This is a genomic window from Mesorhizobium sp. W016, from assembly GCF_054719485.1.
This window is the reverse complement of sequence record NZ_JBTTIF010000002.1, coordinates 3,211,842-3,224,764: the sequence shown is the minus strand read 5'-3', so window position 1 is coordinate 3,224,764 and position 12,923 is coordinate 3,211,842. Positions and strand designations below refer to the sequence as shown.

The window sequence follows — 12,923 nt, the reverse complement described above, 5'->3', positions numbered from 1 at the left end:
CGCTATGAAGCCTACCGTCCGCGCATTGTCTCCGCCGGAACTGACCGTTCTCATCGACTGGGCGGCGGCTGAAGGCTGGAACCCTGGCCTTGATGATGCCGCCGCGTTCCGGCCAACCGATCCTGAAGGGTTCATCGGCGCTTTTGTCGACAACGAGATGACCGCCGCCATCTCGGCTGTCGCCTATGGCGGCAATTTCGGTTTCATCGGTCTCTACATCTGCCGACCAGACATGCGCGGCAAAGGCCATGGCAAAGCAGTCTGGAATGCGGGCATGGCCAGGCTGGCCGGCCGAACGGTCGGCCTCGACGGGGTCGCCGCGCAGCTGGCGAATTATCGCCGCACGGGATTCAGCTCGGCGTACGAAACCATCCGCTTCAGCGGCCGTATCGCGACCCCGCCCGTCCGAAGCGAAGGGGTGCGCATGATAACCACGCAACTCGTGCCCGACATCATCGTCTATGACGCCCGCTGTTTCCCCGCGCCTCGACGAGCCTTCCTGCACCGCTGGGCGCAGCCGCCGCATTGCGGGTTCGCCGCAATCAGTTCACTCGGCACCATAGGCTACGCCGTGGCTCGTCCCTGCCGTTCGGGTTACAAGATCGGCCCGCTGTTTGCCGACGACACCGAGACGGCGATGCAGCTCATGGGCAGTCTGGCTGCCGCATGCAAAGGTGGCGACCTGCATATCGACGTTCCTGCCGAAAATTTCGATTTCACCACGGCGCTTGCAGCGATTGGTTTCAGGCCGACCTTCACCACCACGCGCATGTACAAGGGCCCGCCTCCGAAGGTCGACTCGCGCCGAATATTTGGCGTGACGACCCTGGAGTTGGGGTAGATCCCGGCGCCGACTGACAGGCTTGGTTTTTCGGGAGCCGGCGGGCGATGGACGAGCCGATCCGTAGTAGCGCCGCCTAAGTCGAATTGTCTGATGTCTCAGGCGGCGCTACGTCGTCCCGGCACGGGGTTACCCGGCGTCTCGTGGCCGATCGGCGTCACCAGAGTGAGGTCGGGATAGCCGCTTTCGATCAGCTCGACGGCGGCCTGCGCCACCTCATCGTCCGCCTGCAGCATGGACATGAAGACCTCGGTGCTGTCGCCGACCAGTCGGCTGATGCCTTGCGCATCGGCCGGTCCGCATTCGACGATGACCAGATCATAGGCGGTGGTCAGCGACTGCATGATGATCGGCAGCCGGTCGGCGGCGCGCATGGCGCGCACCGGATCGGCGGTGCCGACGGGAACGACGTGGCAGTCCGAATAGAGGTCGGCGTGGATGACGTCGCTGAACTGCGCTTCCGAAGCCAGCAGATTGGTGATGCCGGGGAAAAGTCCGCTGTCCAGCATCGGCCGCGAGGCGGCACCTGACGCCGTGAGATCGAGCAGCAGCACACGCAGGCCAGCGTCGGAGACTTCGCGCGCTACCAGCACTGCCGATGCAGCCGCCTCATCGCCTTCGGGCGACACGAAGATGGCGCGCGCAGCACCGCTGGCGATCAGCTTCTCCGCCGCCTTCTCGACATCGATCTCGCCAAGGCTGGAGCGGACAGGTTCAGGTTCGGCTTGCGGTTCGGAACCGGCAGCCGCTGCTCCTTCCAGCACTGAAGGAGCCGGCTCGGGCTCCGGCTCGGGCGCCAGTTCAGACTCCACGGTCGTCGGCTGATCGTCCACTTCCACGACCTCAGGAGCCGGTTCCGGGTCGACGACCGGCGCCGACATTGCCGGCATCGCAACCTGCTCGATACGCTCGAAGCGCGCCCCTGGGGCCGGACGCATGGCGCGGCCGGAAAACAGCTCCTGCAGCAGCGTGATGACCGACATCAGCAGCAGCGAGCCGACTAAGGCGGCGCCGACGATCGGCACGAGCTTGGGGAAATAGGGTTCCGACGGCACGCGCGCCTCGGAAAACACGCTGGCATCGACCGGCAGGTAATTCTTGCGCGAGGACACTTCGCGGAAGCTCGCCATATAGGATTCAAGCTGCTGGCGCCGGACGTTCGCCTCGCGCTGCAGCGCATCCAGCTGAACCTGCTCCTCGCCGGCCCGCGACGACGCCGCTTTCAGCTTGTTGACGTCCGATATCAGCTGGTTTTCGCGCGCCTGGGCGGTCTGCGCCTGCGTCAGCAACCCGCGCATGATTTTTTGCGCTTCGTTGCGGATCTGGCCGTCGAGATCGGCAAGCTGCGACCTCATCGCCCGCAGGCGGGGATGGTTGTCGAGCAAGGTGGTGGAAAGATCGGCGATGTTGGTTCTGAGCTCGATCTGACGCTCACGCAGCCGCTGGATCAGATCGGAAGACAGCACTTCGGGTACAGCGTCCAGCGAACCGCCATTCTGCAAAGCCTGGCGCACCCTTTCGGCCGTTGCCTCGGCCGAAGCGCGGCTGGCGCGCACACGCGACAGTTCGGTCGATAGCTCGGACAATTGCTGCGTCGCCAGCACCGAATTGTTGCCAGCCATCAACAGGTCCGACTGGGCGGAGCGGAAGGCCGCGACCTTGGCCTCTGCATCCCTGACCTGCTTCTGCAGATCGTCGATTTCCGGCCCGAGGAAGGCGGTCGCGGCGGCGTTCGACTTGGTCTTGGCGTCCGCCTGATAGGCCAGGTAGGCCTTGGCGATGGCGTTCGGAATGTCAGCGGCAAGCTGGGGATCTTCAGAGGAAAATTCGACGGCGATGACGCGGGTCTTTTCCACGCCATAAACATTGAGCTTGTCGCGCATCTTCGTCAGCACGCGCTCTTCGAGCGGAATTTCTTCCGGATCGCTCTTCAGCCCGGCAATGACCAGGAGCCGGGTGACCGGCGACATGCCGAGCGCATAGTTGAACTCGGGCTTGTCGCCCAGCTTAAGGTCGGCAGCCACCTGCTTGAGAATGTCGGACGAGGAAATGACCTGAACCTCGGTTGCTACACCTTCCGCATCGAGCACAGGTTTGTCGTCTTCATTGGTGCCGGCAGGCCGCGTATAGGCCGATTCGCTCAACTGGATTTTCAGCTGCGTCGTGGCCTTATAATGCGGCGTGGCAAGCCACGCGAACGCGAAGGCGAGACCAGTGACGAGAAGCGTGATCACAAGAATGCGCAGCCAGTTCCGCGCCAGGCTGGCGAAGAGCTGTCTCAGGTCGACATCGACATCTGCGGCCGCGGACTGGTCGGACATGCATTCCTGCTCCGGACATGAGGCTAGATGGTAGCGTAAACAACTATGGTAACTCAGCCGTTAAGATCGCGGTAAGCAGCTGTTAGGGTTTGCTGACATCCGGTAAACAAAGCCAGCAAAACTATACGGCTTTTTGTCGATTGCCGCCAAATCGGCCGCGTCCCTTTACCGGCCATTAACCCTAACAGGATGATAACGAACCCAGATCCTTAAGGTTTGCCGCCGTGTCCTGGCGGCCATAGCGACGAAGGTGTGTGTCCGATCATGAAAAGCGCTGCTGGTCTGTTTCGCGCTCTGCTGGCCGTGTCGATGCTCGCCGGCTGCTCCAGCTACCGGCCGACGCCGGCGGCCTTCCACGAGGTACTCGACCAGCCCTATCGGCTCGGCGCCGGCGACCGTGTCCGCGTCACCGTGTTCGAACAGGACGGTCTGACCAACACCTACAGTGTCGATCAGTCCGGCTACATGTCCTTCCCGCTGGTCGGCGCGGTGCCGGCGCGCGGCCACACGGCCCAGCAGCTGGAAAAAGCGCTCGCCGACAAACTGCGCCAAGGCTATCTGCGCGACCCCGACGTGTCGGTCGAGATCGATCGCTACCGGCCGATCTTCGTCATGGGCGAAGTGGGCGCCGCCGGCCAGTATTCCTACGTGCCGGGCCTCACCGTGCAGAAGGCCATCGCGATTGCGGGCGGTTTCTCGCCGCGCGCCAACCAGGAAAGCGTCGACATCACCCGCGACATCAACGGCAAGGTGATGACAGGCCGGGTGGTTACCTCCGATCCGCTGCTGCCGGGCGACACGGTCTACGTTCGCGAACGCCTGTTCTGACATCAACGTGGCGGACCAGCTCAGGATCGTCCACTGCTTTCGCTCACCCGTCGGCGGGATCTTCCGGCATGTGCGCGACCTGACGGAGGCCCAGCTCGCCGCCGGACATGTTGTCGGCATCGTCTGCGATTCGACCACCGGCGGCGAATACGAGGAACGCCTGTTCGACCAGATGAAGGACAGCCTGGCGCTCGGCATCCATCGCACGCCGATGCAGCGCCATGTCGGGCCGGGCGACTTCGCCTCGGCCTGGCGCACTTACAGGATCATCAAGGAATTGCAGCCGGATGTGTTGCACGGACATGGCGCCAAAGGTGGCGCCTATGCCCGTCTGTTCGGCTCATTGTTGCGGGTATCTAGGTCTCGCGTAGCCCGCCTCTATTCGCCGCATGGCGGCTCCCTCCACTATGATGAAACGACGACGACCGGGAAGCTGTTCTTCGCGCTCGAGCGCTTCATGGCGCGCTTCACCGACTGCCTGCTGTTCGTCTCCGACTATGAGCGGCGCACCTATCGCAGGAAGGTCGGCGAACCGCCTATCCCGAACACGCTGGTCTATAACGGCCTGCGCGCCGCCGAGTTCGAACCGGTGGTCGCACAGCCCGACGCGGCCGACCTGCTCTACATCGGCATGATGCGCGACCTCAAAGGGCCTGACATTTTCATCGACGCGCTGGTGCTGGCCGGGTCCCAGCTTGAGCGCCGCTTGACCGCGGTCATGGTCGGCGATGGCGACGACCTGCCGCGCTACCATGCGCAGGTGAAACGGCTGGGCCTCGGAAAACAGGTCCGCTTCTTGCCGCCTATGCCAGCCAGGGAGGCCTTTGCACTGGCCGACCTCGTGGTTGTGCCGTCGCGCGCGGAAGCCATGCCCTATATCGTGCTGGAGACGCTGGCCGCCGGCAGGCCGATGATCGCCACGGCCGTCGGCGGCATTCCCGAAATCTTCGGTGAGGGATCCCCTGCCCTGATCCGTCCCGATCCGCGCCAACTCGGCGACAAGGTGGGTGAAGCGCTGCGCGATCTCGACGCATACCGGCGCGTCATGCCCGACACCGCCAGGCTCAGGGCGCGATTCGGCGCCGATGTGATGGCCGCCGAAATCGAAAAGGCCTATTTCGCCGCGCTCAACAGATAGACGACCGTCCAAAACCACAAGTTGTTCTCAAGGTTTTTTTAGCTCTCTTTCTGCTATCGTCATCGCGGAAGCTTGTGGGAAACCCGATGAACGAGACCGACCCCACGCGCCGCTTTTCGGCCGATGCGGTGCGCAAATTCGACAGTCCTGCCGAGAGCCCCACGCCCGGCGGCATGAACAGTGTTGCCCGCCAGGTCGCCTCGCAATACCGGCGCGATACGATGTCGCCGGTCATGGTCAGCGGCGTATTGCGCATCGTCGAATTCGGCTTGCTGTTCCTGTCGGGGCTCGCGCTCTACTTCCACTTTGTCGGCTTCTTCAACTATCTCGCCTGGCAATATCCGCTGACCATTGCCGCGGCGTCATTCGTGGCCGTGGTGCTGCTCGACGTCAGCGATTGCTACCAGATCTCCGCCTTGATGCGACCGATCTCCAATCTCGGCCGCGTGCTGATGGTCTGGGCCGGCACCTTCGCGCTGATGGCGCTGACGGCCTTCATCATGAAAATGTCGGAGGATTATTCGCGTCTGCTGTTCGGCACCTGGTTTGTCGTCGGCCTGCTTCTGCTGTTCGGCCTCAGGCTGGTGATGTCGAAGCTGATCCGGCGCTGGGCGCGCAACGGCCGCATGGAACGCCGCGCCGTCATCGTCGGCGGCGGCAAGGCGGCCGAGATGCTGATCCGCTCGGTCGAGAAGCAGCCAGACAACGACATCCGCATCTGCGGCATCTTCGATGACCGCGGCGACAAGCGCTCGCCGCCGATCGTGGCCGGCTATCCCAAGCTCGGAACCATTTCGGAGCTGATGGAATTCGCTCGCATCGCGCGCATCGACATGCTGATCGTGTCGCTGCCGCTGACTGCCGAAACGCGCGTGCTGCAGCTGCTGAAGAAGCTCTGGGTGCTGCCGGTCGACATCCGGCTCTCGGCGCATTCGAACGCTTTGCAGTTTCGCCCGCGCGCCTATTCCTACATCGGCTCGGTGCCGATGCTCGATATCTTCGACAGGCCGATCAACGACTGGGATTCGGTCGCCAAGCGCGCCTTCGACATCGTCTTCTCGCTGATCGGCATTGTCCTGTTCTCACCGGTGATGCTGGCGACGGCCATCGCCATCAAGCTCGACAGCAAGGGTCCGGTGCTGTTCAAGCAGAAGCGGCACGGCTTCAACAACGAGATCGTCGAAGTCTACAAATTCCGCTCCATGTATACCGACCGTTCGGACCCGACCGCCAAGCAGACGGTGACCAAGAACGATCCGCGCGTCACCCGCGTCGGCCGCTTCATCCGCAAGAGCTCGATCGACGAGCTGCCGCAGTTCTTCAACTCGCTGTTCGGCACGCTGTCACTGGTTGGCCCGCGCCCGCATGCGATTGCCGCGCAGTCGCACAACCTTCTCTACAATGAGGTGGTCGACGGCTATTTCGCCCGCCACAAGGTCAAGCCCGGCGTTACCGGCTGGGCGCAGATCAATGGCTGGCGCGGCGAGATGGACACCAATGAGAAGATCCGCATGCGCACGGAATACGACCTCTATTACATCGAGAACTGGTCGATGCTGTTCGATCTGCGCATCCTGCTCATGACGCCGCTGCGGCTGCTCAACACGGAAAACGCCTATTGAGCGCGATTTCCCATGATGTGCCGCAGGCTGCGGTCAATGCCAAGCTGATCGCGCTGATATCGTCGGGCGCGGTGTTTTTCGGCGTCTTCCTGTCAGGCTTCGTCATCGACGAGCCGGCGCCTTACGATCTTTTCATGGTCGGGCTGATCGGGGTGTGGGGGCTGTTTGGCCTGCGCATATCGCGCGCGGCCGTGCCGCTGCTGGTGCTGCTGATCACGATGAACATCGGCGGCATGATTGCAATGACTCAGATGGCCGATCTCGCCAACACACCGCTCTATCTCGCGGTCTCGCTGTTTCTCGCGGTCACCGCGGTGTTCTTCTCGTCGGTGACGGCGGTGCAGCCCGGCCTCTACCGGCTGATCTTCATCGCCTATGTTGTCTCCGCGGTGGTGACCTCGCTGCTCGGCATTGCCGGCTATTTCCACGCTTTCCCGGGCGCTGAAGTCTTCACCAGATACGACCGCGCCCAGGGCGCCTTCCAGGATCCGAACGTGTTCGGGCCGTTCCTGGTGCTGCCCGGCATCTATCTGCTCTATCTGCTGTTGACCGGCTCAATCGCGCGCATGCCGCTTCTGGCGGTGCCGCTGCTGATCATCACCGCGGGCATCTTCTTTTCGTTCTCGCGCGGCGCCTGGGGCATGTTCGCCGTCTCGGCCATCCTGCTCACCGGCGCCCTGTTCCTGCAAAGCAACAGCGGCAAGTTCCGGCTGCGCGTCATCATCATGACCATTGCCGCCGTCACCCTGCTGGTGGTCGCCATGATCGTCATCCTGCAGCTGCCCGGCGTCGGCGAGATGTTTTCAAGCCGCGCCCAGCTGGAACAGAGCTACGACACGGCGCGCCTTGGCCGCTTCGCCCGCTACACGATCGGCTTCGAGATGGCGCTCGAATATCCGCTCGGCATCGGCCCGCTGGTGTTCGGCACCATTTTTGGCGAAGACACGCACGACATCTGGCTGAAGACGTTGATGGATTATGGCTGGCTCGGCTTCGTCTCGTTCCTGTCGCTGACGCTGTGGACGATCGCCGCCGGCTTCCGCATCCTTTTGCGCGACCGGCCGTGGCAGCCCTATCTGCTCTGCGCCTACGTCGCTTTCATCGGCAATATCGGGCTCGGCACCTTCATCGACATCGACCACTGGCGCCATGTCTACCTGCTGCTCGGCCTAATCTGGGGCGCGATCGCGCTGGAATACAGGCATCAGCGCGGGTTGCGGGCGGTGGCGCAACCGAGGTAGCCGAGTAATCCTAAAGGACAGGAACAGCCGCGCACGCCAATACCGGGGTTGTGCAGGCCCTCGCAGGCTTTGATCTGCTTGCTCCAACCCCTGGTCGAATTGAGCACGGGTTGCCGGCGGCGCATTTATGTTGTGATGGTGGGAAAACGTCGCTAAACGCGACTGACAAAATTCCAATTGAGTTGGCGTGCTTGCCGGGCTGGATAATATTCCGGGTTGGTGGGCGCCACTAATCTGACGGGCGTGGTTATGCTGAGGGAAAGCTATTTCGAATTCATGCTGCGCTGGTACGCGTATCGCCGATGGCACAGGCCCCCGCGGCGTGTGCGGCAGGCCGAATACGACTTCCATCAGCTTATGAAAAAGCTTCCCGCCGATAGTCTGTTCATCGATCTCGGCGCCAATATTGGCGACGTCACGGGACATGTACTAGCCTATGGGATGCGGGTGATTGCTTTCGAGCCTGACCCTGTTGCTCGCCAGATTTTGACGAAAAGGTTTGGCAACAACGACCGGGTGACGATCATTCCGAAGGCTGTTGGTGGATCAGCGCGAGCGGCCACATTCCATCAGAGGCCGGACGTCAGCGATCTCCGCAGGACCGAATCGTCGTCCCTGATCCAGACACACGAACACACGAACGGGAAAAGCTTTGAAGTTGAGGTGGTTGACCTGGTGCAGTTCCTGCAAGGTCTCCATGAGCCGATCGCCATCGTCAAGATGGACATAGAAGGGGCCGAAGCGGAATGCATCGAAGCCATGCTGGACGCCAGCATTCACCGTTCGATTGGACAAATCCTGGTCGAGACACATGAACGGTTCTCGCCAGACCTGGCCGACCGGATCGGCAAGCTGCGGGGCCGGATCGCGCAGGAAGGCATCCGCAACATCAATCTGGATTGGAGCTAAGTATCGGCTCGGCCTTGAGCGTGCTAGCCGGAGGGCATCAACCAGCGAGGCAATAGACTTATCGAGGAAGATTGGCGGGAGGAACCGCGTCCGGCGGAGCGTCAAGTTCTATCTGGCTATGCCAGCTACCCGTTCGGGGTATTGCACGGCCAACATCGAATTGTCCGCATGGCTGGCAAAGATGGCGCTGACCTTTTCGGCGTCGAACCGCGCCCGTCGCTTGCGCTTCTCGTCGTTCAGCAAAATCCCGCTGATGGCGTCGAACTTGCGGCCGAGGTTTTTCAATATGCCTCTCTTGACCGGCCAGCTGCTGCTGAAACGGCCGGCCCAGGGCGTGCCTTTCGCCAGATCACGATAGATCGCCATGGCGTCGACCTCGACACCGATCGGCGGACGGTCCCAGGGCTTGCCCCAGGCGAAGTGGCGGGCGTAGCAGCGGCTGAAAGAAATCTGGCTGGTGTAGTTGGTCATCACGTTCCAGAACGGGTGCATCGTCTGCCACCTGCCCTCGAAAGCCACGTTCAATGCACCTTGATCCATCCCGTAAACCTGCTCGGAGGCCAACTGCCGGGTACGCTCCAGAAGCCCCTCCTGCCTGACCAGTGGCATGTTGAACACCAGCACGCCGGCATTGAACTTCGGCGCGCCTGGCTGCATCGGTAAATGCTGTCGATACTTTACGTCGAAATAGGTCTGCTCATCGTGTGCGGCCAGCAGCGGAGCGTTGAGCGGGACGTTGCAGAGGTCTTCTATCGATCTGTTGAAAAGCACATCGGCGTCGGAATAGGCGATGCGGTCATATGGTTCGAACTCCGGCAATTGATCGGCAAACAGCCTGATGTAGGTCGCAAGGGTTGGGTGCGTTCCGCGGTTGAAGTTTGTCGCTTCCATGAATTTCGTGACATCCAGGATGCGGATCTTCCCACCGAGCAGACGCTCTCCGATAGCTCGGTCTTCGTTGGAGATGACACCGGTGTGCAAAATAAAGCCGTCGAGGTGGTCCGACACATTCAGCACGCGGCGCGCCGCCAGGCTGGCATACGGGAAATACCTCTGGTCGGTGGCGAAAAAGAAACACGATTTTTGCGGCATGCTACAACCTGTTGCCTGACCCATTCGCGAGAGCTCCGTTGCGGGTCTCAGGCGAAACCACCGAGTACTTCCGGAAACTGCACAGCCATCGCCCCGGCGTCAGCATGCTCGGCATATATCTTATGCACCTTGCTGCCGTCGTACCGTGCGCGCCGCCGATACCGGTCCTTGTTCGGCAACATCCCCATGATACCGTCGAACCTTCGGGCGAACCGCCTCATGACGCCCCGCTCGAAGGGAATACGCTGCCGGAAGGGCTCAAGCCACGGCGTATCCCTTGCCAGATCGCGCCAGACGGCAAGCGCCTCGGGCTCCACGTCGACCTGGCTTCCCCAGGGCTTGCCGCCGGCGAAATGCCGCGCATAGGCTTGGGCGAACCGAAACTCCTTCGTATCGTTGGACATCAAATTCCAGTTCGGGTGCATCGTCTGCCACTTGCCCTCGAAGACGATGTTCAGCGCGTTCTGATCGTTCATTTGCCCGGCAACGGCAACATCTCTGGCGCGGTGCAAAAGTCCCTGTTGACGCACGGGCGGCATGTTGAAGACGATGATGCCGGCGTTGAAATAAGGCGCCCCCGGCTGCATCGACAGTTTGTTCCGATAGCCCGGGCGGAAATACATGTAATCGTCGTGAGCGGCCAACAACGGAGCATGAAGTGTCTGGCCCACCAGGTCGGCGATATCTCGATTGAACAGAACATCACAATCGACATGGGCGATGCGGTCATAGTCCGCGAACTGAGGCAGTTGGTCGGCGAAAAGCCGAACAAAAGTGCCGACATTGCTTGGCCGGAAAGTATGGCCAGCCTCCGCAAACAGCCCCGAAACGTCCACTATGCGAAGACGGTTCGTCAGCAGGCGTTCAGCAACACGCATATCGGCATCGCGTGCGCCGACATGCAGGATGAATCCCGGTGTTGCCTCTCCCGAAACATCCAGAATTCTGCGCGCCGCCAAGCATGCATACGGAAAATAATTTGCGTCGGCCGCCAGAAAAAAACAGGAATTTGCCACGCGCAATCCTTCGTATCGACACTGCGCGAGCCATATCGCCTTGGCGTTGCGGCGACAAGGCCGAATGCTGGCGACTTTCAGGCCCGGCGCGCCGTTTTAGCGCTTGCACCATACCCCTTGAAAATATATGGCTTTGCGCGGTCCGGAGTGTAGCGCAGCCCGGTAGCGCACTTGACTGGGGGTCAAGGGGTCGTCGGTTCGAATCCGGCCACTCCGACCATAAATTACAAGGACTTACCCCCAGTGGGCCTTGATCGGTTTCTTTAAATTGCGGCTCTTAGGTACCATACAGGGTAACGCGCTTTCCTATGGGACCATCGGGAACAGGCTGGCAAACGTTTTCCTGTAACCGCAGAAACTTCGATGCTGGGGAACAACAGCGAAATTTCCGTTGGATTCGATCGTAAGAGTGATATCGCCCTGGCAGGGCTGGATCACACCTCCAGATACGGCGGATTGTCGCAATATCGCGGCCAGCTCGGCGTTTATCCCTGGCAGCGCCAAAAGCTTGCTGGCATTCGCCCCACATGCCGGCATTAGATTCGTACAAAATGGGGAAATGCCCTGACTAGAAAGCCACTCGATAACGTCTTGAGACGGATGTGAATGCCCATTCGCTGAGGTAACACCGTACCGGTCTCCTCCAACAGCAAAAAGATTCTCTAGGACTTCGGGCGCCGAATCATAGTGCGACCCGTGATGCGGCAGGTTGACAACGTTGGCCATGATACGCCGGCCAACATTTCTCTCGAAGCGAGTTCGACGATTTCGCCAATTAATCAGAGTTCCATCACCTCCGAGAACTACATCAATACCACCGTAGCTGAATCGAATTGCCAAACTGATGTCGTTATCGTCCACGTGGCCAAACATATTTGGGTCGTCTCTCTCGATACGCCCAATGTATTCACCTTTTGATGCCTTTAGTGGCAGTACGGTGTGGACGCTCACTGCAGAAAATCCGGGCGGCCCAATTGTATTCTCTTCGCCAGCACACTCAGTCCAGAAATTCTCTTGGCCAGATGCCCATTTTATTATTTGAAGAAATTCAACCGCCGCTTGACGCTCGGCCATACCGTCTGTTTTCGAGGCAATTTTCATCAAGTGCTTAGCGAGTTTTTGTCTTCTGACGCTATTTGCGACAAGATCACCCATTGGACAGGAGTAGAACTGGCCAATTCTTCCATCAAAATACCTGGCTATAGCGTACAGCCCTGAATAGTGATCTTTATGAGGGTGCGTTAAACACAAAAACGAAAGTTCAGCCGCACCTAAAGCACGAAGGACTGCTAGTGCCCTAGGTTCGGTAACCGCATCGGCGTTACTGTCAATTACCCCAAAATGCTTTTTTGACCCGTCATCAAATTCGATGATCGTGGAACTGCCGTGCCCCACATTCAAAAACCGAAAGGTCAAGGACAACCGCTATCGACCCACACTTGGAGCGCTTCCAGACCGGCCAGATTTGGCTGAGGTTCGATATCGCGCGAAGTAATTCGAGGTATCCTGTAACCTCCGGCGGAGCCGAGCGAGATCCAAACAGGTTGACCAAAGACCCGGAGGCCCTCGTCTATCAACGTGACAGGAAATTGAACGAGTAGGTTCCCAGAGGGAAGGTAGCAGTCAAGAGTGATAAATTCTGCCCCGACTTGGGAGACAACCGCCTTCGCTCTGTTAGACGTTTCTGCGCTCATGCTGGCCTGCGGTGCCGCCACGCGCTGCCGACGATCAACTTGAATGACCTCGCCCAAAGCAGTCATGGTCTCAGTCAGCCGACCAGAGCCAACCGACCCTATAGGCGTCGTTTGCTCGGAGCCTTTGAGCTCCGTTTTTCGTCCGTTACTCCCTTGGCTGAAGAAGATATCGTCACTAGCGACATCCGCTTCAGTCGATTTTCTGGCAAACTGGACCACAA

The 12,923-nt window shown here is 60.4% G+C and carries 11 protein-coding genes and 1 tRNA gene; 7 read left to right on the top strand and 5 right to left on the bottom strand.

The annotated features are described in order from the left end of the window. The first annotated feature begins 4 nt into the window (after window positions 1–4). Window positions 5–841, top strand: a complete 837-nt coding sequence (locus tag ACYG9V_RS16100; RefSeq protein WP_352764227.1) for a GNAT family N-acetyltransferase — start codon at window positions 5–7, stop codon at window positions 839–841. A gap of 98 nt (window positions 842–939) precedes the next feature. On the opposite strand, the gene ACYG9V_RS16095 is transcribed toward ACYG9V_RS16100, so the two are convergent. Next, window positions 940–3,162: a GumC family protein gene (locus ACYG9V_RS16095; RefSeq protein ID WP_352764229.1), complete on the bottom strand. Its 2,223-nt coding sequence runs from the start codon at window positions 3,160–3,162 to the stop codon at window positions 940–942. Window positions 3,163–3,426: 264 nt separating this feature from the next. Here ACYG9V_RS16095 and ACYG9V_RS16090 point away from each other — a divergent pair, with 264 nt between their 5' ends. The 5 genes from ACYG9V_RS16090 (at window position 3,427) to ACYG9V_RS16070 (ending at window position 8,900) form a co-directional block, all read left to right on the top strand. Further along, entirely contained in the window at window positions 3,427–3,990 is a 564-nt protein-coding gene (locus ACYG9V_RS16090; protein ID WP_023669390.1) for a polysaccharide biosynthesis/export family protein, read from the top strand. Between the two features lie 7 nt (window positions 3,991–3,997). Further along, window positions 3,998–5,128 (top strand): glycosyltransferase, encoded by a 1,131-nt coding sequence (locus tag ACYG9V_RS16085; protein ID WP_023823256.1) that lies wholly within the window; start codon window positions 3,998–4,000, stop codon window positions 5,126–5,128. A gap of 86 nt (window positions 5,129–5,214) precedes the next feature. Further along, window positions 5,215–6,750: an undecaprenyl-phosphate glucose phosphotransferase gene (locus ACYG9V_RS16080; RefSeq protein WP_023711534.1), complete on the top strand. Its 1,536-nt coding sequence runs from the start codon at window positions 5,215–5,217 to the stop codon at window positions 6,748–6,750. Beyond that, a complete protein-coding gene (locus ACYG9V_RS16075; protein WP_023734135.1) occupies window positions 6,747–7,991 on the top strand; it encodes an O-antigen ligase family protein in 1,245 nt (414 codons plus the stop codon). The genes ACYG9V_RS16080 and ACYG9V_RS16075 overlap by 4 nt, the downstream gene beginning before the upstream one ends. A 219-nt stretch (window positions 7,992–8,210) precedes the next feature. Next, a complete protein-coding gene (locus ACYG9V_RS16070) occupies window positions 8,211–8,900 on the top strand; it encodes an FkbM family methyltransferase (protein ID WP_245260854.1) in 690 nt (229 codons plus the stop codon). 108 nt (window positions 8,901–9,008) lie between these two features. On the opposite strand, the gene ACYG9V_RS16065 is transcribed toward ACYG9V_RS16070, so the two are convergent. Continuing rightward, on the bottom strand, window positions 9,009–10,016 hold the full coding sequence (locus tag ACYG9V_RS16065; protein ID WP_084023765.1) for a glycosyltransferase family 8 protein: 1,008 nt from the start codon (window positions 10,014–10,016) through the stop codon (window positions 9,009–9,011). Between the two features lie 23 nt (window positions 10,017–10,039). After that, window positions 10,040–11,008: a glycosyltransferase family 8 protein gene (locus ACYG9V_RS16060; protein WP_023734138.1), complete on the bottom strand. Its 969-nt coding sequence runs from the start codon at window positions 11,006–11,008 to the stop codon at window positions 10,040–10,042. A 143-nt stretch (window positions 11,009–11,151) separates the two neighbouring features. Here ACYG9V_RS16060 and ACYG9V_RS16055 point away from each other — a divergent pair. Then, window positions 11,152–11,228, top strand: a tRNA-Pro gene (locus ACYG9V_RS16055). A gap of 86 nt (window positions 11,229–11,314) precedes the next feature. Here ACYG9V_RS16055 and ACYG9V_RS16050 read toward each other — a convergent pair. Both ACYG9V_RS16050 and ACYG9V_RS16045 read right to left on the bottom strand, forming a co-directional pair. Further along, window positions 11,315–12,424, bottom strand: coding sequence for a ComEC/Rec2 family competence protein (locus ACYG9V_RS16050; RefSeq protein WP_352764232.1), 1,110 nt, complete (start codon window positions 12,422–12,424; stop codon window positions 11,315–11,317). Then, window positions 12,421–12,921 carry a hypothetical protein gene (locus ACYG9V_RS16045; protein WP_352764234.1) on the bottom strand — a complete coding sequence of 167 codons (501 nt, stop codon included), beginning with the start codon at window positions 12,919–12,921 and terminating at the stop codon, window positions 12,421–12,423. Before ACYG9V_RS16045 ends, ACYG9V_RS16050 begins: the two co-directional genes overlap by 4 nt. Between the last annotated feature and the right edge of the window lie 2 nt (window positions 12,922–12,923).

Bases quoted from the DNA above. Each gene is read 5' to 3' on its own strand.
- ACYG9V_RS16100 (WP_352764227.1), top strand. From the start codon at position 5: ATGAAGCCTACCGTCCGCGCATTGTCTCCGCCGGAACTGACCGTTCTC.
- ACYG9V_RS16095 (WP_352764229.1), bottom strand. From the start codon at position 3,162: ATGTCCGACCAGTCCGCGGCCGCAGATGTCGATGTCGACCTGAGACAG.
- ACYG9V_RS16090 (WP_023669390.1), top strand. From the start codon at position 3,427: ATGAAAAGCGCTGCTGGTCTGTTTCGCGCTCTGCTGGCCGTGTCGATG.
- ACYG9V_RS16080 (WP_023711534.1), top strand. From the start codon at position 5,215: ATGAACGAGACCGACCCCACGCGCCGCTTTTCGGCCGATGCGGTGCGC.
- ACYG9V_RS16065 (WP_084023765.1), bottom strand. From the start codon at position 10,016: ATGGGTCAGGCAACAGGTTGTAGCATGCCGCAAAAATCGTGTTTCTTT.